Annotated in this window: 14 protein-coding genes; 2 read left to right on the top strand and 12 right to left on the bottom strand. The window is 50.8% G+C overall.

Annotation, left to right across the window (positions count from 1 at the left end; genetic code table 11):
• Positions 1-4 precede the first annotated feature (4 nt).
• Positions 5-1,588: an L-lactate permease gene (locus KJY73_RS14350; RefSeq protein WP_214344397.1), complete on the top strand. Its 1,584-nt coding sequence runs from the start codon at positions 5-7 to the stop codon at positions 1,586-1,588.
• Positions 1,589-1,643: 55 nt separating this feature from the next.
• Here the strand turns inward: KJY73_RS14350 and KJY73_RS14345 are convergent, their stop codons facing one another.
• The 8 genes from KJY73_RS14345 to KJY73_RS14310 all read right to left on the bottom strand — a co-directional run bounded on the left by KJY73_RS14345 (position 1,644) and on the right by KJY73_RS14310 (position 14,078).
• Complete coding sequence (locus KJY73_RS14345; protein ID WP_214344396.1) at positions 1,644-2,039, bottom strand: DUF3718 domain-containing protein; 396 nt, start codon at positions 2,037-2,039, stop codon at positions 1,644-1,646.
• Between the two features lie 213 nt (positions 2,040-2,252).
• Positions 2,253-3,929: an alpha-amylase family glycosyl hydrolase gene (locus KJY73_RS14340; RefSeq protein ID WP_214344395.1), complete on the bottom strand. Its 1,677-nt coding sequence runs from the start codon at positions 3,927-3,929 to the stop codon at positions 2,253-2,255.
• Entirely contained in the window at positions 3,926-5,416 is a 1,491-nt protein-coding gene (locus tag KJY73_RS14335; RefSeq protein ID WP_232848677.1) for an MFS transporter, read from the bottom strand. Before KJY73_RS14335 ends, KJY73_RS14340 begins: the two co-directional genes overlap by 4 nt.
• 277 nt (positions 5,417-5,693) lie before the next feature.
• Positions 5,694-7,571, bottom strand: coding sequence for an alpha-amylase family protein (locus KJY73_RS14330; RefSeq protein WP_214344393.1), 1,878 nt, complete (start codon positions 7,569-7,571; stop codon positions 5,694-5,696).
• Positions 7,572-7,584: 13 nt separating this feature from the next.
• Positions 7,585-10,128: a glycoside hydrolase family 31 protein gene (locus KJY73_RS14325; RefSeq protein WP_332874207.1), complete on the bottom strand. Its 2,544-nt coding sequence runs from the start codon at positions 10,126-10,128 to the stop codon at positions 7,585-7,587.
• Positions 10,055-11,902 (bottom strand): glycoside hydrolase family 13 protein, encoded by a 1,848-nt coding sequence (locus tag KJY73_RS14320; RefSeq protein ID WP_232848607.1) that lies wholly within the window; start codon positions 11,900-11,902, stop codon positions 10,055-10,057. Before KJY73_RS14320 ends, KJY73_RS14325 begins: the two co-directional genes overlap by 74 nt.
• A 195-nt stretch (positions 11,903-12,097) precedes the next feature.
• Positions 12,098-12,970 (bottom strand): hypothetical protein, encoded by an 873-nt coding sequence (locus KJY73_RS14315; RefSeq protein ID WP_214344392.1) that lies wholly within the window; start codon positions 12,968-12,970, stop codon positions 12,098-12,100.
• Positions 12,971-13,040: 70 nt separating this feature from the next.
• On the bottom strand, positions 13,041-14,078 hold the full coding sequence (locus KJY73_RS14310; RefSeq protein WP_214344391.1) for a S66 peptidase family protein: 1,038 nt from the start codon (positions 14,076-14,078) through the stop codon (positions 13,041-13,043).
• Positions 14,079-14,224: 146 nt separating this feature from the next.
• Here KJY73_RS14310 and KJY73_RS14305 point away from each other — a divergent pair, with 146 nt between their 5' ends.
• The gene (locus tag KJY73_RS14305) at positions 14,225-15,610 is read left to right on the top strand and encodes a M14 family zinc carboxypeptidase (RefSeq protein ID WP_214344390.1); all 1,386 of its coding nucleotides are present in this window, start codon (positions 14,225-14,227) and stop codon (positions 15,608-15,610) included.
• A gap of 61 nt (positions 15,611-15,671) precedes the next feature.
• Here the strand turns inward: KJY73_RS14305 and KJY73_RS14300 are convergent, their stop codons facing one another.
• The 4 genes from KJY73_RS14300 to KJY73_RS14285 all read right to left on the bottom strand — a co-directional run bounded on the left by KJY73_RS14300 (position 15,672) and on the right by KJY73_RS14285 (position 23,238).
• Positions 15,672-16,376: an OmpW/AlkL family protein gene (locus KJY73_RS14300; protein ID WP_214344389.1), complete on the bottom strand. Its 705-nt coding sequence runs from the start codon at positions 16,374-16,376 to the stop codon at positions 15,672-15,674.
• Between the two features lie 133 nt (positions 16,377-16,509).
• Complete coding sequence (locus tag KJY73_RS14295) at positions 16,510-18,003, bottom strand: tryptophan halogenase family protein (protein ID WP_214344388.1); 1,494 nt, start codon at positions 18,001-18,003, stop codon at positions 16,510-16,512.
• Positions 18,004-18,128: 125 nt separating this feature from the next.
• Positions 18,129-20,924, bottom strand: coding sequence for a TonB-dependent receptor (locus KJY73_RS14290; RefSeq protein WP_214344387.1), 2,796 nt, complete (start codon positions 20,922-20,924; stop codon positions 18,129-18,131).
• 424 nt (positions 20,925-21,348) lie between these two features.
• Positions 21,349-23,238 (bottom strand): glycoside hydrolase family 13 protein, encoded by a 1,890-nt coding sequence (locus KJY73_RS14285; RefSeq protein WP_214344386.1) that lies wholly within the window; start codon positions 23,236-23,238, stop codon positions 21,349-21,351.
• Between the last annotated feature and the right edge of the window lie 5 nt (positions 23,239-23,243).

The following is a 23,243-nucleotide window of genomic DNA, read 5'->3' as shown; positions in this document are numbered from 1 at the left end:
AGGCATGGACAGCTTACAACTATTAGCGGCCTTAACCCCCATAGGTTCGACATTTCTGCTACTGGTGGTTTTCCGTCTACCAGCAACCCGTGCCATGCCGCTGAGCTTATTATTGTGCGCGTTGGCCTGCTATTTCGTTTGGGGTATGTTACCCATCCAAATGGCTGCCTCATTTATCGAAGGCATCATCCTTGCCCTGTCTATCCTGTGGATCCTACTAGGTGCACTATTCTTGCTTAACAGCTTGCGGGAAAGCGGTGCATTGGATGTTATCCGTCAGGGTTTCTCGGCACTGTCCCCCGACCCCAGAGTTCAAGTCATACTCATTGCCTGGCTGTTTGGCAGTTTTTTGGAAGGTGCCGCAGGATTTGGTACCCCCGCAGCAATATGCGCGCCCTTGTTGGTAGCCGTTGGCATTCCACCACTAGCCGCTGTTGTACTGGCATTGGTTGCCGATTCCAGCGCCGTGTCTTTTGGTGCCATAGGCACCCCGGTGATTGTTGGTCTGAAACAAGGCCTAAACACAACTGACTTGCATGTTCAGCAGATTGCCATCCAAGCGATCAGCATAGATATTTTGGTGGCCTCATTGCTACCACTGATTCTGTGTTTGTTGCTGACCACTTGCTTTGCTAAGCGCCCCAATCTGCGCGCAGGTTTTGCCATGCTGCCATTTTCCATGGTATGTGGCCTGGGATTTACCCTTCCCGCCTACCTCGTGGCCTGGTTGCTCGGCCCCGAGTTTCCTTCTTTACTAGGCGCTATGAGCGGCCTCGTGCTGGCGACGATAATCATAAGAAAGGGCTGGTTATTACCCAAACAACCCTGGTCACTGGACGAACAGCCGCTGCCGGCAACAAGTGTTATGCCATCGTTTAGACAATTATTATTGGCTTGGCTTCCCTATCTGACAGCCACCTTGTTGCTAGTTGCCAGCCGCTTACCGTCGTTGCCTTTCAAGCCATTTTTACAACAAATACAACTGACCTGGTCGGATATATTAGGCACTGAGCTGGCGGTCAGCTTTCAGCCTCTGTATCTGCCTGGTGGCCTGATGATGATTGCAGGCTTAGTCACCCTGGCAACGCACAAAACCAGCCCAGCCCAACTTGGCCAAGCCTTGCACCTCAGCCTGATGAGTCTGCGCGGCGCGACGATCTCCTTGTGTGCTGCCGTGCCTATGGTCAGACTGTTTTTGCATTCAGATCAAAACCGCCTTGGTTTAGATAGCATGCCGATGGCACTGGCAGAATTAGCGTCTCGTCACCTGGCAGAATTCTGGCTGGCAGTCGCGCCCTTAATTGGTGCCCTGGGTTCTTTTATTGCCGGTTCGGCGACCTTTTCCAACCTGATGTTTGCCGCCTTTCAACAATCCGCGGCTGAACTGGCAAATCAGCCCCCCAACTTGGTGCTGGCACTGCAAATGCTCGGCGCTAATGCCGGCAATATGATCTGTGTACTGAATGTCGTCGCAGCGGCCAGCGTGGTAGGGCTAAATGGTCAGGAAGGAAAAATTATCCGTTTCACCTTCTGGCCCATGCTCTATTACTGTGTAACGGCAGCATTGGTAGCCACTTGGATAGTCTAGCCGGATACACAAAAGCCCGGCTAAACCGGGCTTTTGTTGAAATTATGTGGATGGCTCAATCGATGCGAGCTACCAGCTCCTGGCCAATAACCTTATCCAGATAGCCATTATTCTGGGCCCAATCTCTTAGTGCCAAGCCATCTTTCTCGACCTGCGTTAAATCACCTTTGCCCATACGCTTGATCATATAGGTGCCGGTTTCCACCGCACTGTTTTCCATGGCATAACGGATCAAGCTATTACCGCCACAACTGACACCCGTGTAGTAGTCCCCCAGGCGCAGATTGTAATCATCCTGCACATTCTTAAGTTTCTTACGTAGTTCAGACTTGTCGTCGTTTTTGACGATAGTGCAGATATTCGCTAACGCTTCGTTGATATCTGCCGAACTCATAGGTGCGAAAAATGACGCAGATACCGCACCCAACAGGATAAATGTAAATTTTTTCATGATGTTGCCTCTCCTCGTGCCTTGACGCAAACAGGCTAACAAATGAACAATTAGGCTTTACAGATCCATATATGGTACGCAGGTATTTAAATGAATACCTTTAAGACTCAAAGGTATAGTTTCATCAGCGTAAAGGCCAGGAGTTACCTGGCCTGGCGCTTTTAAGTCGACTGACCGACATCAGTGTAATCAGGCTGGATTTTTAACAAAAATTTAACGGTGAGCAGTGAGTTCCTGCAATTTGGCCTGCAACTGAGGCTGATTTATTGGCCCTTCGCGCAACCAGACCCGCACGCCATGTGCAGGCACTTCATCGCTCAATACGTCTCCCTCTTCAAGGGCCAGCACCTCGCCACTGAACTGCTCCTGCCAACGCCCAGCTTGCAGGTAACGCTGGACTTTTATGGTTATGGGGCTGTCACCTTTGTTCAGCAATACCAGCGCAGTTTGCGCCATGTCATCAAGCTGTACTACTCGGTAAAATGCCGCCTGATCGCCAACAAAATCCAGATTCACCTGCAAACCTCGTTGCAAGGCCGGAATACGTTTGCGTAAGTTGGCAACACGCTGTAACTGGGCGTGAATGGGGTGTTGTTTGGCCAGTTCAATATTGTCCTGGCCGTAATAGTTACGATTGCCCTGATGCTCAACCGTGCCACGCATATAGCCCACTTCCGAGCCCATATACACCACAGGAATCCCCCGGCTGGTAAACAGCCAGTTATGCGCATCGATAAAGCCGCTGTCGCTGGCATTCATGCGCGCCATATCATGATTGTCGTAAAAAGTTGTGAGTTCATAGGGATTGGCATAAGGCCCATGAGTCAGATGCAGGTAGCCGAGCAACTCGGCAAAATCACTCTGTGGGGTGGAAAATACCTTGCTGATCGCCTGCTGGCCGGGGAAGTCTAATACGCTGATGCCGCCATTTTTAGCTAGCGTGTGCTGCGCAATAAAATTGGCGTTGTAATCATAGCTTTCACCAAACATAAATAGATCAGGGTTGTGCGCACGCAGCCTGTCACTAAACTGTTTCCAAAAATGATGCGGAACATGTTTAATGGTATCGATACGCAGTGCTGCCGCACCTTGGCTTAACCAATAACCGTAGGCATCCACAAAGTACTCCAGTACATCGGGGTTTTCATCGTTTAGATTCGACAGTTGCAGAATATCCTCTTCAGAGTGAAAAAACTGATGTAACGGATTGCCGGCATCCAGTTGCCCGGGAGAGAGGTTCTGATGGTCGGCCAGCAAACGGCCGTCTTTGCCGTAGATTTCACCAAACTTGGGCTGGTCTGTGGGCATGGTAAAGGACGGTGAACCGTGGTTGGTTACCACATCCAGCACAGTTTTAAGCCCATATTGCTCACGTAAACGGCGAGTCAGGTCAGCGTATTCCAACCCAGCAGAAGGATAATGCTCATCGACCTTAAAAAAGTTGACGCCCCAATAGCCGTGATAGCCGGTTTTGCCACCATCCTTAAACGCCCCACCAAAGCTGATGGGTTCGCCACCGGCAAAAGCTTGATCCGGATTATCCACTATGGGGGTCATCCAGATAGCGGTAAAGCCCATATCCCGGATAAAGGCGGCATTGTTTAGCACGCCGCGAAAGTCACCACCCATATAGCCCACATTGGCGGTTTGCCCATCCGGTCCTGTCAACGGCAAATTAAACGTGGGGTACTCGCCACCTTGATCCTCATGGTTGTTGGCAGGATCACCATCCACAAAACGGTCGGTGATCAGAAAGTAAATAGCCTCAGCTGCAAAGGGATGGGTAGTTCCCACATATTGTGCTGACACTTCTGTACTTGGCTGAAACTGACTGGCACAGGCAGCCAATCCCAATGCGGCGCAGCCGACCAGGCATTGTTTCAACCTCATGCGGATGGCCCCTGCTGATACTGTGGCTCTTTGACCCGCAACACCAGGAGACCAGCCAGCAACATGCTGCAACCACCAACGACTAATGCATATATAGGCTGACTATCAAAAATGCGAGTTACCAGAAAACCCAGAATGCTGGCAGCCAGGATCTGTGGCAACACAATGAAATAGTTAAAGATGCCCATAAACACACCCATCTTATTGGCCGGCAGACTGTTGGACAAAATGGCATAGGGCACGGCCAGAATAGACGCCCAGGCAAAGCCAACCCCAATCATGGGAATAATCAGCAGGTCAGGGTCTGAAATAAACAAAAACGAGATATACCCGAGGCCACCAAGAAACAGATTCAGCATATGGGCAATACGCAGGTTGGTCAGCTTTACCACTAGCGGAATAAGCATGGCAGCAAAAATGGTGACGCCGTTATAAGTGGCGTTGAGTACTCCTACCCAGTCGGCGCCTTGATTATACAAGCTGCTAGTCGGGTCGCTGCTGCCGAAATGATGCGAGGTAACGGCTGCGGTCATGTAAGTCCACATGGCAAACAAGGGGAACCAGGAAAAGAACTGTACAAAGGCCAGTTGCTTCATGGCAGTTGGCATGGAGAACAAGTCATTCATCACCACAGAAAAACCGTTATGATGACGTTCCTTACTGGCCAGCCAACCAGCGACTAACTGACAGACACCAAAAGCAATACTGCCACCCGCCAGAATAAACAGGTTCTTATCCAGCTTGTCGATGTTAGCCTGGATCACCACCCACAGCAGTACCCCAAGTGCCAACCAGATGCTGCCATGCAGATAGCTTTTCGATACCGGTCTTAGCCTTGAGCTGTGCTGCTCGTGACTCTCCCCTTCCATGGCTTTATCGGCCTCATCGAAGGCTTGAAGCTGTTCGGGGGAATATTCCTTGGTGGTGTAAACAGTCCAGAGCACGGCAATCAGGAAGATCACCCCACCGGCATAAAAAGCAAAGCGCACCGAATCAGGAATGACCCCAGCTGGGGCGGTATTGCTGATACCCAGCCAATTATTCATCATCCAGGGCAAAGCAGACGCCACTACCGCCCCAACACCGATAAAAAAGCTTTGCATCGCATAGCCCATACCACGCTGATGTTTAGGCAGCATATCGCCAACAAAGGCGCGGGTAGGCTCCATAGCAATGTTGATTGAGGCATCCATGATCCACAGCATGCCTGCAGCCATCCATAACGCCGGTGAGTGCGGCATCACAAATAAGGCAAAACTGGCCAGCAGGGCGCCTAACACAAAATACGGACGACGGCGGCCAAAGCGAGTCCAGGTGTTATCACTCAAATAGCCAATAATGGGCTGTACAATCAGGCCGGTAACCGGTGCGGCCACCCACAAGATAGCCAGATTATTGTAGTCCGCCCCGAGCGTCTCAAAGATACGGCTGACATTGGCATTTTGCAGGGCAAAACCAAACTGAATGCCCAGAAAACCAAAGCACATATTCCAGATTTGCCAGAAGCTTAGGGAAGGTTTCGCACCTGCAACTCTGGCCGTGGATTCGGCCGATGCGGATGGCTCGGCATGACTGACATTCTGCATAGGATGCTCTCAACTTGGATTTCGCTGGTGAGGAGACAAGTCTCCTCTGCATATGTAACCCGAATGTAAATAAATCAGGTAGCAAGGATGTTACAAAATCCTGCCAACGCTCACGAGTCTTTTAGGGCTGTTTACATACGTATTCATTCGCCCCATGCAAGAACAAGTAGCCTGCGCCTTAACGAAGCTTGAATGCCACAGATGCCAACGGAGCCAGAGTGAGATGAACCCGCCCCTCTCCTTGTTGCACATGCAAACGGCTCACCTCACCTGTGCCTAAACTGTTAGTTAGTGTGTATTCACCATTAGTCAGCCCCATGGCAGACATGACCCCGCGTGGAATTGACAGTTCAACGCTCTGAGAATCAAGTGCAGCAAAGTTAGCGACTACCAACATGGCGTGCTCCTCAGTAAATCGGGCAAAGCTATAGAGCTGATTGTTGTAACCTGGGGCTGTTTGATTAGCCAGGTGCAAGTCGGCAAACTCGCCTTGCAGAGCAGGTTCATTAGCGGCCAGATTCAGCAAGTCGCGGTAAAAATCACGCAGGGCTTTTTCCTCTTTGCTTAACAAACCACCATCAAAGGCGCCGTTGTTCATCCAGCGCTGGTGCGCAGGTACGCCCCAGTAATCAAAGATAGTAGTGCGACTGGCTTGACCAAAGCCAGCATCGCCCGCACCGGCTTCTCCCACTTCCTGGCCGAAGTACAGCAAATTGGCGCCACCCGCCACCAACGACGACACCACCATGGCCGGCAAGGCCTTACGCGGATCCCCGGCAAACTCTGGGCTGGCAATACGTTGCTCATCGTGATTTTCGAGGAACATCAGCATATGCGAATGAATATCCGCCATACCGTTAAATAGCTCAGGTAAAACCTCGGTACCGGCTTTGCCTTCAACAATGGCGCGCAGGGCATCATAGGTGCCGACCTTGTCATACAGATAATCCATTTTGCCCAGGTGGATATAGTCGCGATACTGCTCCGGGATATAGATTTCCGACAGCAGTAAGGCGTCAGGATTTACTTCTTTAATCGAACAATTCAGATAGCTCCAGAACTCCACCGGCACCATTTGCGCCATATCATAACGAAAGCCGTCAACCCCTCTTGCCGTCCAGTACAAGGCGATGTCGCGGAATTTATGCCAGGAGTTTGGCAGGTCTTTATCCTGCCAAAAGGCCAGATGCGCCTGGCAGCTCTGGTCTGCGTAATCCGCGGGTAAGGCCGGAAAGTCATAACTACCGTCAGGACGCACACCAAAGTTGATCTTAACGGTTTCATACCAGTCGTCGGCGCCAGGTTTAGCGCTGCGAGCGCCGTTGCCCGTCCACTTAGCCGGATTTTCGTCAAAGCTGCCGTCGATAAGCGGATGTGCTTCCCCTCCTAAGGGCTGCACGCCATCCGGTACGGCAAAGGCCTGGCCAGGAATGTAGTAAAAATTGTTGTTTTTGGCATACGCCTGGGTGGTGTCGTCATCGGCGCCAAAATCCCTGACACCGGCAGGTTTACTGATAGATTCGTACTTTCTGGCCACATGATTGGGCACGATATCTATCATCACTTTCAGCCCGGCAGCATGGGTACGGGCAATCAGGGCGTCAAATTCCGCCAGGCGCTTGGCTGGGTCCTCGGCCAAGTCTGGATTCACGTTGTAGTAATCTTTAACCGCATAAGGCGAACCGGCCCGCCCTTTGATCACATCCGGGTCATCCAAGCTGATGCCGAAGGCCTGATAATCCGCCACCAGTGCATGGTGGGGCACACCGGTATACCAAACGTAGTTGGCGCCTAAGGCTTTAATCTGTGCCAGCGCCTTGTCATTGATATCGGCAAACTTGCCCACCCCGTTTTGCGCAGCGCTTCCCCAGGCTTGATTGTGGTTCTGTTTGTTGCCAAACAAACGCGTCATCATCTGATAAATCACCGGCCGCTGACTGGCACTGGCCGATTTATCTGAATTCACAGCAGTCTCCTTATCAGCACTGGGTTCGGGAGCAGGGCCACAGCCCATCAGCAGGGCTAGTAGCAGTGGCGGTAAACAAACTTTATACATGCAAGGGTCTCTGTTATTGAATATTGAGCTGGTGCACAGGAAGTACCCAGTCAAACTTAATTCTTAAGGTATCACCGTCGCGCCAGGCCCCCTGCTCCAGTGCATCAAACTTGCCCTGGTTGGCCGCCATGGGCAGGGCATAACCGTTTAGCTGCACAGAAAGTGGGTTTGCTGACCAGTTATGGATCTGCATCTGTATCTTGCGACTGGTGGGCATCCCCTGATACTGGTAGGCCTCACGTTTAAGCTGCATGGACAATTTAGTCCCCTGCTGCTGGGCGCTAAAGTGCAGCAGTTCGTACTGCTTTTTCGCTACGGCATCGAAGGTCTTGCCGTCGTCGTCATACATAAAACCCCGGCCTTCAGACACGGCTTGGTCGGCATAGTAATGCAGCACGAGTTCACTACTGTCGTAATCCTGGGTGGTGGCAGGCGGCGACACCATAGGCACAAAAGCCCCTGCGCGCACCAGCACCGGCAAGGTGTGCATTGAGGTGGTCAATTGAATGCGCTGATTGCCGGCATAACGTTGACCGCTGAAATAGTCGAACCAGACGCCGTGGGGCAGTGCCACTTCAACCTGTTTTACTCCCGGCTCCACCACTGGCGTAACCAAAAAGGCATCTCCCCACAGGTAACTGCTGGTGTTATTGAACTGGCTTAAATCACCAGATTCCATAAACAATGGCCGCATCAGAGGCATTCCGTTTTGGCTGTTCAGATAACTCAGGCTGTAGTTATAGGGCAGTAGCGCGTAACGCAGCTTGATAAAATCGCGCACTATGGCTTTGGTGGTGTCGTCATGAAATACCGGCTCTGGGGCTATATGCTCCTGGGCATGCGGGCGGTATACGGGTTGAAATACCCCATATTGCAGCCAGCGGGTATATAGCTCGGCATCAAATTGCTCGCCACCAGCAAAACCGCCTAAATCCGAATGGGTATAAGCCAGGCCTTGTAATCCCATGGACAGGCTGAGCTCAACCTGAGGTTTAAGCCCATCCCAGGCGCGGCTGACATCGCCGGTCCAGGGGATCATGCCGTAGCGCTGTGAGCCGACAAAACCGCTGCGCATCATAATAAAGGGGCGCTCGGTAGGGCGTGCCTGACGATGGCGCTCGAACAGCATTTTAGCCCACTGATGGCCATAGGCATTGTGAATTTCGTCAGCGCTGACCTGGCGACCATCTGCCAGCCTGTGCAGAGTATCGGCTGGATGCACTTCCGGTTCGCCCAGATCGCCCCACCAACCGCCAACTCCCTGGCCCAGCAGCTTGCTATAGGTCTGCCAGAACCAGTCCTGAGCCTTAGGATCAAAAACATCAATAAGACCGGTGTTACCAAAATAAAAATCAAAACGTTTGGGCTGTCCGGCCAGATTCTCTGCCAATGCCCCGGCATTGACTGCGTCCTGCCATTTGCCAGAGGTAGTCAGGACAAAAGGCTCAGTGATAAGAATGGTCTTTACACCGCTGGCAGCAAAGTCAGCGATCATTTTTTCCGGCTGGGGAAAGGCCTCTTTGTCCCAGTCGAGGTTACCCATCATGCCTTTGATGTCTTTGCCAAACCAATACAGGTCAAGCACCACGGCATCCAGCGGAATGTCGTCGGCCTTAAACATCTCAACCACCCGGCGGGTTTCTACCTCAGTGTGATAGCCAAAGCGTGAGGCATAATTGCCCAGTGCCCAACGTGGCGGCATCGGCTGACGCCCGGTCACCGCAGTAAAATGCTCAAGCAACTGCGGGAAGTCATCGCCAGCGGCAATCAAATAAGCCAATCGCCCCGCTGCGGCTTCAAATTGCAGGATATCGGCTTCATTATGGCCAAGGTCGAGGTGGCCACTGGCGGTATTATCAAAAGCCAACATATAGTGCTGACTGGAAAGCACCATAGGCAGGCTGTAGTACATTTGCGTGGATTCAGTGCCATAACCGTAATGGGCACGGTTATACAACGGCAACCGCTGACCGCGCCTGTCCATACCCATTACCCGTTGCCCGCCGCCCAGTAATTTTTCCTGTTCTTGCAGACGGAAGCGAAAGCCTCGCAAGGTCTGCTTGGCAAAAGCGCCCTTTTCTTCGGCCAGCAGCAACTGGTCATCACGGTAGTAACTGATCTGCAGCGGCGATTTTTGGATTTTAGCGGTCAGACCGGAGTTGGTCAGGAGCAGATACTCTGTCATTTCCTGATAGGAAGCATTGGCCTTACGCGCTTTCTCACTAATCGCAAAGGAAGGTAAAGGGGTTTCCCCCTCAGGCTGATACAGCACCTCAAACACGCTGTTCTGATAGGCCGTTAAGGTTACCAGCCCTTCATCTGTGGTAAGCCTGAGCGTTTGACCGTCAAAACTGGCTTGCTGTACTTCAGCCGCTTGCAGGCTGAAACATAGCAGCCACAACAACGCCCAACACCCTCTGATTGAATTCACTCGCTGCATAGCTTGTCTGTATCCCTGATTAATCTGTATGCCGCTTGGGCGGCTATTGGTAGAGTTCGTAAATTCCGGCACTTCGACCCGGCACCAGAATGTCGGGCAGCGCAGCTGTCTGGCCACTTAACACTTCTTTCGCCGACGTGAATCCCTTAAGGCTTTCCTGCATCCTGGCTAAGTCCAGCTTGATGGACTGATCATTTTTATTCAGCACCACCAGCAGATTGTGTTTCTCACTCAAGCGGAAATAGCTATAGCTTCCATCCAGCGGCGCATAGTGAACAAAACGCCCGTTGTGCACCGCTTGCGCCGTCTTGCGCCAGTTTAGAAGCTTGCGCATATAGGCCTGAGCTGAACTGGCGTCTGTACTTAAGTTGTTACCAGTAAGGGCATTTTGTTTATCGCCGGGCCAGCCGCCTGGAAAATCCGCACGGATCTCGCCGTGGTCGTCGCTATTGGGGTTAGCCAGTAATATCTCGGTGCCATAGAAAAACTGCGGGGTACCCCGCACTGTGGCAAACAGCACCATGGCCATACGCCACAACTGCGGGTCCTCGCGCAGTTGCGTAAAGATACGACTCATATCATGGTTGTCTGGCATCACCACCAGGTCCTGAGGATGGCCATAGAGGTAATCATTGGCGAGGGACAAGTAAATTTCCCGCAGGCCTGAATTCCAGTTTTCTTTGTTGGTGAGGCCACCGACCACCGCTGCCTGCAATGGAAAGTCAAACAAGCTGGGCAGTGCCGATTGATAGCCATCATGGCGCTGTGTGCCGCGCTGCCAATAGGCCACGATACTGGGATTTAAGGTCCACTCTTCGCCCACCATATTGAGATTGGGATACTCGGCCATTAGGCGTGCCGTGTACTGGCTTAAGAAATCAGGATCGGAGTAGGAGTAAGTGTCGATACGAATGCCACTTAGCCCGGCATATTCCACCCACCAGATGCTGTTCTGGATCAGGTAAGTAGCGAGCAAGGGGTTGCGCTGGTTCAGATCCGGCATGGTTTCCACAAACCAGCCATCACTGAAATGTCGCTTATCCCACTCGTTGGCATAAGGGTCGTGCAGGGCTTCACGCCTGTGCGTGGTCGGCACAAACTGACCGGCAAAGTTCAGCCAGTCCGCACTTGGCAAGTCGCGCATCCACCAATGCTGAGACCCTATGTGGTTAAGTACCACATCAATAATCACCCCGATACCCCGCGCTTTGGCCTGTTGGGCCAGTTGTTGATACAAGGCGTTACTGCCATAACGCGGGTCAACCCGATACAAATCCGTGGCCGCATAACCGTGATAGGAATAACTGGGCATGGCGTTTTCCACCACTGGATTTAGCCAAATCTGAGTAAAGCCCATGGCCTGAATGTAATCCAGATGATTAATAATGCCCTGCAGATCACCACCATGACGCCCGCCTAGTGCGGCGCGATTTAGCTTATCTTCAAGCCCTGGCGCGCTGTCATTGCTGAGGTCACCGTTAGCAAAACGATCAGGCGTAATTAGATAAATGCTGTCTTTATTGGAAAACCCCTGACGCTCGGCAGAGGCGTTGTCCCGCGTCAGCAAAGGATAATCAGACACCAGTGCAACATGGTCTCCCTGGCTGAGTTTGATGGGTATAAGCCCTGGCTTAACATCCTTGGCCAGATTCAGGGTGAGAAAGAGGTAATTGGGACTGTCTACACGCTCGGCCTTTACCAGCTTCACCCCGGGATAATCGAGGCTGGGCTGATAACCACTCACCTGCTCCCCATATAGCATGATCTGCAGTTGTGAGGAGTGCATCCCCACCCACCAATTGGCAGGCTCTACATGCTTGAGCTGCAAATCAGCCAAGACAGGTAAACTGATCAGCAAGCAAAACCCCGTCAGCCAACGTGTCATACTCATTTCACTCCTTTGTTGACCCGCCCCTGGGCAGTAAAACCCATCGTCATGTCGGTGGTATTGGCAAGCTTGACTGGCCAATAGCGCATGCAAGGGCAAATTTTACAATTATGTTACCTAGCTCACATTTTTCGTGCAGCTTCCTGCATACGTATTCATCTGTATTCTTCACGATGCACTGGAATCGGGGGCAAGCAGCTACCTATTCAACGCCAGAAAGGTTTCCACTCGCTGACGATATAAATCAACCAATCGACGCGGGAGATATTCTGCATAAATGGCGGCCGCCTCGGCCAATAACGGACTGTTTTTTAATAGGTCATTAATCCTGGCTATATGTCGGGCCCCCCACTCTCCTTTTGTGCAGCCAAAATACAGATACTGTTCATTGCTTTGCGCCATCAAAGGCAAAAAATGCAGATTGTCCTCTAGTTGCCCCAGTTTCTGTATACGTCCTATTTCAGTGGGATTAACAATGGCAATGTCGAGACGTTTTAAGGACACCATGTGCAGGAGCTTTTCTGCGTCATTGGTCTTGGTGAAGGCCATCAGCCTGGGTTTCATTGCGGCTTGGCCCAGCAAGTTATCCAGCAGTTCGCCGTTGGAGCGTCCGGCGATAACGCCTATGCGTAACTTAGGCTCCATCAACAAGGCACCAACATCAAAATGCCCGTTATGATCATGGCGTTCAATCAGGGCCGAGGAAGATGTCGAGTAGGCCAATCCATTGGGAAGAAAAGGTAAAACGGGTTGCGAAAAGTGCAGCAGGCTTTCACGTTGAGTTTTTTTTACCAAACCGCCAGTGCAGCGCAGCTTGCCGTTAAGAAAATCGTTAAAACCCCGGTTGTTGTTAGACACCTCTACAACATGCTGTACCTCGGGCATCTGTTGAACCAAATGCAAAAGCAGTATGCCAATGGCACCGCCGGCCAGGCTTCCATTATCAACAATAAATAACGGTTGTGAATCAACCACCAGCCAGTGGATAGCTTCTTGTTCATCAGCGTAGACACAGCTTGTCATCGAAATCGAACATAACAGCAAAGCCCGCCAGCAGATTTTGGCTCGCACAAGCATCTCCTTTTCCTTTTGCGAAGCCGGGCTCGCTTTTTGACATCCCTGTCTGAATCACCTTATGCCTTTAACCTAATACGCCAGCTTGCATATCCAACGTACAGGCGTCAGCATCCAAGGTCACCTCACCACCAACGGGTAAGATGTGATTATCCTTAATGTGGCCAAACTGAGCCCCGACATAACATGGAACCCCCAAAGGCTTGAGGTAATGCTCCATGACTTCCATCAGGGTAAAGCCACCATAACCTTTCTGCGGCTCGCATTCTGTACAATGACCGAAGACCACCCCGGCCACCTGTTCCAACATTCCCGATAACTGCAAGGTAGAAAAATACCTATCTATACGATAGATGGCTTCCCCCACATCTTCCAACATCAATATCTTGCCACGCATATCTGGTAAGTAGGGCGTGCCCACAAGGCTGCAAAACACGGTCAAATTTCCCCCCACCAACACACCTTTGGCTTTGCCACCTGTGATAGTGCGCGCGCGGTTACTGCGCATGGTCAGAGCATCGCTGTCCTCAGCGAGATTTTGCATCTTGCTGGGTTGTCCTTCGAACAACAGCTTCTGAACTTGCTGGGCCTGAAATTGCCCCCAATACGACAACCCAACCGGGCCATGAAAAGATACCAAACCGGTATTGCGATAGAAGCTATTCAACAATGAGGTGATATCGCTGTAGCCCAGTACCACCTTAGGGTTTTCAGCAACAGTGGCAAAGTCCAGATAGGGCAACAGTCGATTACATCCCCACCCACCACGAAGTGCCACAATGCCGCTTACTGACTTGTCGGCGAAAGCCTGGTTGATGTCCGCAGCACGATCCTTATCCTGCCCGGCCAGATAACCATGGCGGTCAAGAACATGTTGACCAGGCTCGACTTTCAGCCCCATCGCTTCAAAAGACTCTCTGGCAACATCTAACTCGATGGGGTCAAAGATAGCGCTGGCTGGTGCAATTAAGCGGATTGTATCGCCTGGTTTTAATGCCTTGGGTCTGACACTGACCCTGGCTTGGGCAGCCTGACCAACCGACGGAATAAGTTGGCTGGCCAACAGGCCAGCGGCGGATGCTTTAAAAAAGCCTCTGCGATCCATGATAACTCCTCATATTTGTACCCAGGTTCCGCTGCATAGCGGATAATTCAGGACTAACTGCAGCCAGGACTTTGACTTACACTCTACCTGTCATTAACCTTTTAAAAATAAATTATTACCACAAAATCACATATAAGTAATAAACAATGAAATCCGTTATCTTGCTAGCGAGTCTTTTTATGTCACTGTCAGCATCAGCCGAAAATTGGCAATCATTTCAGGTTGAAGGCTTGAATAAAGCGCAAATCCGCCAACAGGATATTCAACCTCATCTGCAGCAGATTATCGACAGTCCGGTGTTCAACGTAGAACATATTGGCAGCTCCTACCTTGGCCGGCCTATCCACCGAATTAAAATCGGCAAAGGCAGCACCAAACTGATGCTGTGGTCGCAAATGCATGGTGATGAGTCCACCGCCACCTCCGCGTTATTTGATTTAATGCGGCGCATGGAAAAAGACCAAGGGTGGCGGCAAAGTTGGCAGGACAAACTGACCATTTATATGATCCCTATGCTCAACCCCGATGGTGCTGAGCAGGCTACCCGCACCAACGCCCAAGGCATAGATATTAATAGGGATGCCCGTGCACTGCAGACACCGGAAGGGCGTCTTCTGCTGGCGCAGGCAAAAGAATTAAAACCGGACTTCGGTTTTAATCTGCACGATCAGAATCGTTTTTATAGTGCCGGACACCATAACAACCCGGCCACCATTTCACTGCTGGCACCAGCCTTTAATGACAGGAAAAGTATCAGCCCAGCCAGACATCGCGCTATGCAGATCATTGGCGTTTTGAAGGAGGTGGCCGATGCGCGCATCCCCGAACATCTGGGTCGTTACGACGATACTTATGCACCACGCGCCTTTGGCGACAATCTGGCTGGTATGGGGATCAGTACCATTTTGATTGAATCTGGCGCTCACCGCCAGGACCCCAACCGCCAGGTGGCCAGGGAAATGAATCTAATCATGCTCAGTGCGGCTATAGATAGCATTCAGTCAGGCAGCTATGCCAAGCAGGATTTATCTGCCTATACAGACATTCCGTTTAATCGCCGAGAGGCCTTTCGCGATGTGCTGATGAGTGATTTACTGGTGAAGGAAGGGTCACAACAATACCGCATCGACCTGGCGATTGACTTGAACTTACCTAATGCACGGCAACCCAGAATTAAGGAAGTGGGTGACCTGACGGTTTACTCCGGCTTTTTTGAATTTGATGCCAATGGCTGGCAATTTCAGCCAGCTAAGGGTTATACCCTGAGTGACGCCACCACACTTACGCGTGAGGACTATCTTGCACTTCTCCAGCAGGGATACGGGTATTTTGCATCCGATGCGGATAAGCTGGACAACCAAAGTGGCTTACCCATGGCTTTTAGCAACGTCAGTATGTCAGATACCCGTCCAAGGGCTGGCCATCGGGCAGTATTCTTTCTGGAACATAAGGACGGCAGAAAAATTGCTGTCATTGAGGGCTTATTGATAGACCTTAACAGCGGCAAGGTGCTGAACAGTTACAGCACCTAACCACCTAAGTAAAAAAGGCGGTGTCTTTCAACACCGCCACCCCTGACAGAGGTTGGGAACTTTAGAAGCTGTAACGTGCACCCAGCATGAAGATCATGGGGTCGATGTTAACTTTTGCAGACTGTACATTAGTGCCATTGATGCGTACTTCGGCATCGGTATCAATGTCAGCCCAGGCAACCATGGCGTGTACGCCCCAGTTGTCATTTAAGCGGTAGTTAAAACCCGCTTGTACAGCAAGACCTACCGAATCATCCAAATGCAGGCTAACTTTGTCGCCAGCGGACGCTGCGCCTGTCGCTACCAGCACATCAGTCAGAGCCGGGCTGACCTTCTCAGAGAAGAACAGCGTATAGTTCAGGCCAAGACCAACGAAAGGACGAAACGCTTGTTGCTTGTCCATAAAGTGATACTGGGCCAGCAAAGTTGGTGGCAAATGCTTAGTTTCGCCAACATCCAGACCGTTGACCGCACCTACAGTGCTATCCAGAGTAATGTCATGGGAAAACGGCGTGGCAGCAATCAGCTCCAGGGTCCAGTTGTCATTCAAATCGTAGTCAAAAGTCAGACCCAACTGAGTGTTGCTGTCGACATCCAGTTTGCTGGAATTCTGTGGCAGACCAGCAACCGTCTCAACAACGTTCAGGTAAGTACTGTCCGCATTAGGGTTAACATTGATGGCGCCTACATTTACATGGAAATCGGCCAGCGCAGCTGGGGCGAATAAAGCGGCAACCAAAGCAGAAGTGGTGAACAGAGATTTCATTTATTCTCTCCAAAGTGTTGTGTGTCTGGAGAGGATTGTCTGCTCCTATTGATCTTAAAAAGCTGATTGAGATCAAGTTTTCACTTGCTGATTTAGCAGGGTACAGTGGCAAACAGCACAACCATGATCCAGGTCAACAAAAGGTGCTGGCTGATGCACAATAACTGTTTATAAATTCATCATGGACAGGGAGACGTTGCACGGTGCCGGCAAAAATAGTTCTGAGACTGTCCAGCAGTTCATTGAGCTGCGCTGCGGATAATGCATCCGCCATCGGATGATATGCTTCAGGCTGAATCCCCTGCCCTAGCATGACCTGTTGCCAGGCAACCTCGGTAAATAACTCGTCCTGTTCTCTGAACACCTTGCCAGTCTTGGCAAAAAGGGCCAGCTTTTGGTTCAAACTATCGGGGATCGACATATCCCGGCAACGCTGCCAAAACGGCTCTTCCTGCCGATTCAGTACATAATGCAGAATAATGAAGTCACGAACTTGCTCAAACTCGGTTTGTGACTGACGGTTAAACTCATCAATCTCCTGCTGCACCCAACCTTGTCTGGGAAATAACTTAAGCAACCTGACAATGCCACTTTGCACCAGATGTAAACTGGTCGATTCCAATGGCTCCAGAAAGCCACTGGCCAGCCCCAGTGCCACACAATTTTTATGCCACTGCTGCTTGCGTCTGCCTGTAGTAAAGCGAATCAGGCGGGGCTCAGCCAAAGCCGGGGCATCCAACTGCTCCATCAACAGGGCAGAAGCTTGCTCATCCGTTAAATACTCACTGCAGTACACCAGTCCGTTGCCGGTTCTATGCTGCAGCGGAATGCGCCAGCGCCAACCGGCTCGATGAGCGATAGAGCGGGTATAAGGTTGCAGAGGTGCAGTGCGCTCACTTGGAACCGCCATGGCCCGATCGCAGGGCAGCCAGTGACGCCAGTCATCAAACTCGACCTTAAGCGCTTCACCCAACAACAAGGATCTAAAACCGGAACAGTCAACATACAAATCAGCCTGGATAAACTCACCGCTACGCAGCCGCAGACTCTCTATGCTTCCATTTTGCTTGTTGAGGTTCACTTGCTCAATCAGACCTTCAAGGCGCTTAACCCCCCAGCCTTGGCTGAGCTTACTCAGGTACTTGGCATAAAGGCCGGCATCAAAATGATAGGCATGTACCAGTCCGGGTAACTTAGTATCAGGGACGCTGCTGAGCGGTTGAAACTTGTTAGCCTTTGCCGCCTGATAGTTAAGGGAAAAGTCCCACAGGCTGTCATTGCGACCATGGGCAACAGCGCGCAACCAACTGTGATGAAAAGGCGCTAAACCCATCTCTTTGCCCAAACCACCGAACGCGTGCATATAGCTATGGCCCTGCTCGAGCCAGTTCTCAAACTCAATACCTAGTTTAAAGGTGCCACCGGTTTCCCGTAAGAAGTCCGCTTCACTGATGCCTAACACCCGGTTGAAGTGCTGAATCGGTGGAATGGTTGCCTCGCCCACCCCCACAGTGGCAATGTCATCGGACTCAACCAGTGTAATATCCAGTTGTCGTCCCATCATACGCGACAACATGGCTGCGGCCATCCAACCGGCCGAACCGCCTCCGACTATCACTACGCGCATGTTATGCCACCTTATTGCTGGAATCCGTTAACCACACAATTGTCATTATGCAGACTGAATTTGAATAAAAAAACACCCCTGCAGATGACTCAGACAGAGGTGTTTTGTTTAATCAGCAAGGCTGATTAGAACTTGTAGTTCAGACCCAACATAAAGTTGCGGCCGAATACTTGTGCGTCACGAACATCAAGACCATTGCCATCGGCAGTATGAGCCGTGACAAAGGCTTCGTCCGTCAGGTTTTGGCCTTGCAATGTCAGGGTCAGGCCATACAGTGCCTCAATGCCAGACTCAGAGAAATCATAGCTAATTTGCGCATCAACCAGATCACTTCCCAGTACCTGCACTGGTACTTTAGACAAGCTTAAACCAGACACTTCACCCAGGAAGTCACTACGACTACGCCAGCTTACCCGGAACTCAAAGCCCGCATTTTCATAGTAAAGGGTGGCGTTATACACCTCGTCGGACAAGCCTGGTACTGTGATATTGAACTCACGCTGCTCCATACCACCACTGGTATCGGTTGGCACGTCCAACATAAAGTCGATGGAACTGTCGAGGAACGTGGCAGAGAAAATTCCACCGAAACCTTCCAGTGCATCAGAGAACATGCCGCCGGATAAGGACAGGGTGAATTCGGCCCCCTGAATGTCACCATCACCCAGATTCTGCCAGGACGTCATCACCCCAAGTGGCGCAACAGGCTCACCATTAGGCGGAGTCAAATCTGAGGTGTCGACCAGGCTCGGGACTTCCAATTGCCAGTCTTTCAGCGATTTGTAGAACACCGCGGCAGCAAAGTAGCCTTCCTCATGGAAGTAGTTCTCATAGGTCAAATCCAACTGGTCAGCCATCACAGGGCGAAGCTGCGGATTAGCAATGTAGCCAGACCACACTCCTACAGTCTCGTTCCATGACAGTTCGCCCGAGCTGGCATTCATTCTGTCCATTCTGGAGCGTGACATAGTGCGGGCAGCACCAAATCTCACCAGTTGCTGATCCGCTACATCAAAAATCAGGTTCAGGCTCGGCAGCACTTCAGTAAACTCGTCACCACCGAAGGTAGGCTGTACGTCAATAGTACGGTCGGCCAGGCGTCTAGCACCACCGCCCGTTGACTCCTGCTCGGTACGCACCACTTGCAGTCCCACATTACCTCTTACCGGGATGCTGCCAATTTCGGTTTCCAGATTCGCTTTCACAAAGGCAGTATAAACTTTCTCTTTGACTGTCCAGGTTTGCTTGATGCGCTCAGGATCCGATAAACGTGAGTCATACTCGGTGTAGTTGCCATCCTGCCAGAAGCGGAAAGAATCGTAGGCAATCATGTCACCAAAGCCAATGAAATCCAGTGACACATTAGGTAAGCGATATTCTTCCGGAACCGGCATACGGTAGCCTGGGATAACGTTGCCGTTAGCATCCAAGGCTTGCGGCAGGGTTAGGAACAAACCCTGATCGAACTTGCTTTTTTCTCTGTCACTATAGTAGCCACCGAACTCGATACTGCTGACGATACCGTCCTCAAATACCCGTTTAGCCGCGAGCTTTAAGGTCATCAGTTCATCATCCACCTCGGGGGTGTTGATGAAGCCATCCTGATCGTCATTACTTTCCAAATCGGTCAGGTTACCCCAGCCCCAGGACTGAGGGTTACCCAACTGAATGACATCATGGCTACCGTAGTCCAACTGCGGGTTGAAGTTAACCCCTTGATTGTTGTTCAACATAGTGAACCCAATCTGTTCGGGTTGACGGAAGGCCGCACCGCGGCCAGAGCCAGCGTAAGACTCCAGTGACCAGGTTTTTCTGTCCACCTTTGAGTACGCCGCATCAAACTCCAGGCTCAGTAAATCGGTCAGGGCATATTCGGCGTTAAAACCGACGGCAGTCAGATCTGCCTTGCGCAGGTTCATATCATTACGAATCACCGCACCAACCGGGGAGTCGGCACTGCCGATAACACCCGACTGACTCAGACCATTGACTGTGTTCGTTACTGTTATACCAGCATCGCCCCATGCAGCGGGTATTTCAGCACCACGCAGCAGTTGCTCGTCTTCGAAATCAATATACAGCGCATCCACATTGATTTTGAGTTTATCGTTAGGAGCCACCTCCAATACCGCCATGACAGTGTCACGGGTCAGTTCTGATGAACGAACGAATGGTTTGAAACCACCCACTACACCATCAGGCCATCCCCAGGTATTAAAACGCTCTTCATTATTAGGTGATTGCATATGCGCCACGGCCACGGCCAGACCCACGGTATCGTCATTAAACTGATCAATGTAAGAGAAGCTGCCACGCCAACCGGTGTCTTCGCCATCAGGGTTCAGCTTGCCAATATCATTCTTCTCACCACGTAGGGTAAAAGACATGCTTTGCTCGCCAAAACTCAAAGGTTTAACCGTGCGCATATCAATAGTGCCGCCAATACCCTGAGTCATCAGAGACGCATCGGGGGTTTTGTAAACCATGACTTCATTCATGATTTCAGAAGGATATACATCGAACTCAACGCCGCGGTTATCCCCTAGCGATACCTGTTCACGACCATTAAAGGTAGCGGCACTGAAGTTTTCACCCAAACCACGAATAGAGATGGAGCTAGCACGGCCATCGAGTCGCTGTGCGGCCAGGCCAGGCAGTCTGGCAATAGATTCTGCAATACTGGAATCAGGAAGTTTGCCGATATCTTCTGCGGTAATCACTTCAACCAACGAAGTGTTATCCATTTTTAACGCCTGAGACCGCTGTAAACTGGCACGGATACCAGACACTTTGATCACTTCAACGTTTTCTTCTGCGCTTTGTTCGGCATTTGCCTGCTGTGCCATTGCGGGCAAAGACATCAATGTCAAACCACCGGATAACAAAGCCATGGTAATGAGATTGGGTTTAAATGTTTTCATGCCTAGTGTCCTGAGTTGTTGTGTGCTTTTAACCAGCCCACACATGAGGGCCGAACTTTCACAAACAGATGCAAAAGTGTGTCAAAAATGTTGCAAAGGATAGTATCGCTGGCGGTTTAATCGGCACAACCATCTGCATACGTATTCATAAGTCAGGGAAGAACATTTTGTTAACATTCCTTTGTTGACCCCAGTATTTACAAGGTGTGAATAGAGTAGAAAACTAAAGATAACCTTAGAACACTGCACAAGATGTTTACAAATCACACCCAGTTAAATGCTTGAAAGCCAAACTGAAAACTTTCAGCTTTAAGCCATTGTAAACAGCCAAAGTAACGGGCGGGCGAAGGTCTCTAGCCTGACGCCGGTTAAGAAAACGGGGAGCTAAAGTGCTCCCCGCGCGATTCAGACACCGAATATGGCGTTATTGAGACCCTGCTAGTAATACAGCTCCCCAATAAGCCGGTATCGATAGTTGCAGCTTACCTTCTTTAATTGCGGTAGGAAGGTTGCTGAGCAGCTCCTGCCAGTGTTGTCCGTCGGCATTATCCAGTGCTACCTGACGAGACTCTGCGCTGTTGTTGAGAATCACCCTCACTCGCTGCCCCTGATGTTGACGTTCATAGCCGTACAAGCCTTTTTCATCATCCACCAGTATGCTTTGGTAGTCACCTCGCTGTAAGGCCGGATGCTGATTGCGAATATGAATAAGCTTTCGATAATGAGCCTGAAGTTGCTGATTAACCTTCACTTTGTCAGCCGCACGCTTGCTACCGTCAGGGTTGGTCACTTCGTCTTCATATTCAATGTCAGACCAAAGCATGGGCTTGCGGTCATCCGGGTCATTGGCCCCCCACATACCTACTTCATCGCCGTAGTACACCATAGGCGCCCCAACATAAGTCATTTGCAGGATCACAAATAGCTTCTGAAGTTGCAGCTCCTCTTCATTAGGTTTACGTACCTGATAGTCGGGATTGTTACCCACCTGCGAAAGATTGAAATACTTACCCCAGTCACGGAAGTTCCCAATCCCCCGATTCACAATGTGAGAGCCAATACGATTCGAATCATGGCTGCCAAACAAGTTCTGCGTCACATAAGCCACGCCTTTAGGGTAAAGCTCGCGCATCTCTTTGAGTTTGCTATCAAACTCACTGGCACTAATGGCCATGTGAGGCGGGTTGAATAAAAACTCCGCCGCCGTAAAAGCAAAGTTGTAATTCATCTCACCATCGAATTCGTCCCCTTGCAGATAGGGCTTAACCTTGTCCGGATGGTCAACAATTTCTGCGGTAAGGTACGCCTCGGGATTCAGGCCTTTGACATGGGCGCGCCAATCCTTCCAGAAGCCATGGCCAACACAAAAGGCAACATCCAAACGCCAGCCATCAATGCCTCGGGAAAAGCCAGAGCCTTGAGGTTTCATCCAGCGTTCGGTGGCAGCAAAAATATAGGCCTTGGGCCCAGGAGCCAAGTCCTCCTCGGTTTCACGAAACTCGGGTAAGGACTTCACACCAAACCAGCCTAAATAATCGAATTCTGTGCCCTTTTTGGGGTCATCCCAAGACACCACATTGAACCAGTCTTTATAGGGAGATGCCTGCTGGTTCTTTTTTAGATCCACAAAAGCAAAACTGTTAATCCCCATATGGTTGAATACGCCATCGAAGATAATACGTATGCCGCGCTGGTGAGCTTGCTCAATCAGTTTCAGGGCAAGCTTATCGGCTTTAGTCCATACCCAGGTGCTGGGATCCCAGGCCTGTTCTGTGGCCATTAAGGCTCTGTCGCCTTCTGGATCCGGACCGAAATTGGGGTCGATATGGTGATAGCTGGCACCGTCGTATTTATGTAGCGAAGGTGCATCAAAAACCGGGTTGAGATAAATGGCACTGATGCCCAGGTCTTTTAAATAATCCAGTTTATCTATCACCCCTTGCAGATCACCACCATAACGACGGCGAAGCATATGCATCCACAAGGCCTTTTCACCATTTTCCAGTTCATAAGGCTGTAACTTGTACCAGTCACTGCCCCAGGGATGGATATTCCAGGCCTTGGGAGGCTGCGCCGGGTCAGCACCTGCAATATCCTTAACCTTAGGATTATTGCTAGGATCGCCATCGCGAAAACGCTCTGGAAAAATTTGATACCACACTACGTCCTTAGCCCAGGCTGGCACAAATTCACCATTGGCATCCAAAGCAATAGGCCCCCTTGGTGTGGCGTCTGAATTTTGCGGGCACTGCGCCAGGGCAGCATCATTAGCAGTGAGGCAGGTTAGCAAGGCAAATAGTTGACGCTTTTTCATAGGTT

It is taken from the genome of Bowmanella yangjiangensis (assembly GCF_018531185.1).
Classification (GTDB): domain Bacteria; phylum Pseudomonadota; class Gammaproteobacteria; order Enterobacterales; family Alteromonadaceae; genus Bowmanella; species Bowmanella yangjiangensis.
Note: the sequence above shows the minus strand (reverse complement) of the source record. Positions and strands in the feature narration are given on the sequence as shown.

What these genes read in the sequence shown, in the direction of transcription:
- KJY73_RS14350 (WP_214344397.1), top strand. Translation starts at nt 5, where the DNA reads ATGGACAGCTTACAACTATTAGCGGCCTTAACCCCCATAGGTTCGACA.
- KJY73_RS14345 (WP_214344396.1), bottom strand. Translation starts at nt 2,039, where the DNA reads ATGAAAAAATTTACATTTATCCTGTTGGGTGCGGTATCTGCGTCATTT.
- KJY73_RS14340 (WP_214344395.1), bottom strand. Translation starts at nt 3,929, where the DNA reads ATGAGGTTGAAACAATGCCTGGTCGGCTGCGCCGCATTGGGATTGGCT.
- KJY73_RS14335 (WP_232848677.1), bottom strand. Translation starts at nt 5,416, where the DNA reads ATGTGCTTTGGTTTTCTGGGCATTCAGTTTGGTTTTGCCCTGCAAAAT.
- KJY73_RS14330 (WP_214344393.1), bottom strand. Translation starts at nt 7,571, where the DNA reads ATGTATAAAGTTTGTTTACCGCCACTGCTACTAGCCCTGCTGATGGGC.
- KJY73_RS14320 (WP_232848607.1), bottom strand. Translation starts at nt 11,902, where the DNA reads ATGAGTATGACACGTTGGCTGACGGGGTTTTGCTTGCTGATCAGTTTA.
- KJY73_RS14310 (WP_214344391.1), bottom strand. Translation starts at nt 14,078, where the DNA reads ATGGATCGCAGAGGCTTTTTTAAAGCATCCGCCGCTGGCCTGTTGGCC.
- KJY73_RS14305 (WP_214344390.1), top strand. Translation starts at nt 14,225, where the DNA reads ATGAAATCCGTTATCTTGCTAGCGAGTCTTTTTATGTCACTGTCAGCA.
- KJY73_RS14300 (WP_214344389.1), bottom strand. Translation starts at nt 16,376, where the DNA reads ATGAAATCTCTGTTCACCACTTCTGCTTTGGTTGCCGCTTTATTCGCC.
- KJY73_RS14295 (WP_214344388.1), bottom strand. Translation starts at nt 18,003, where the DNA reads ATGCGCGTAGTGATAGTCGGAGGCGGTTCGGCCGGTTGGATGGCCGCA.
- KJY73_RS14290 (WP_214344387.1), bottom strand. Translation starts at nt 20,924, where the DNA reads ATGAAAACATTTAAACCCAATCTCATTACCATGGCTTTGTTATCCGGT.
- KJY73_RS14285 (WP_214344386.1), bottom strand. Translation starts at nt 23,238, where the DNA reads ATGAAAAAGCGTCAACTATTTGCCTTGCTAACCTGCCTCACTGCTAAT.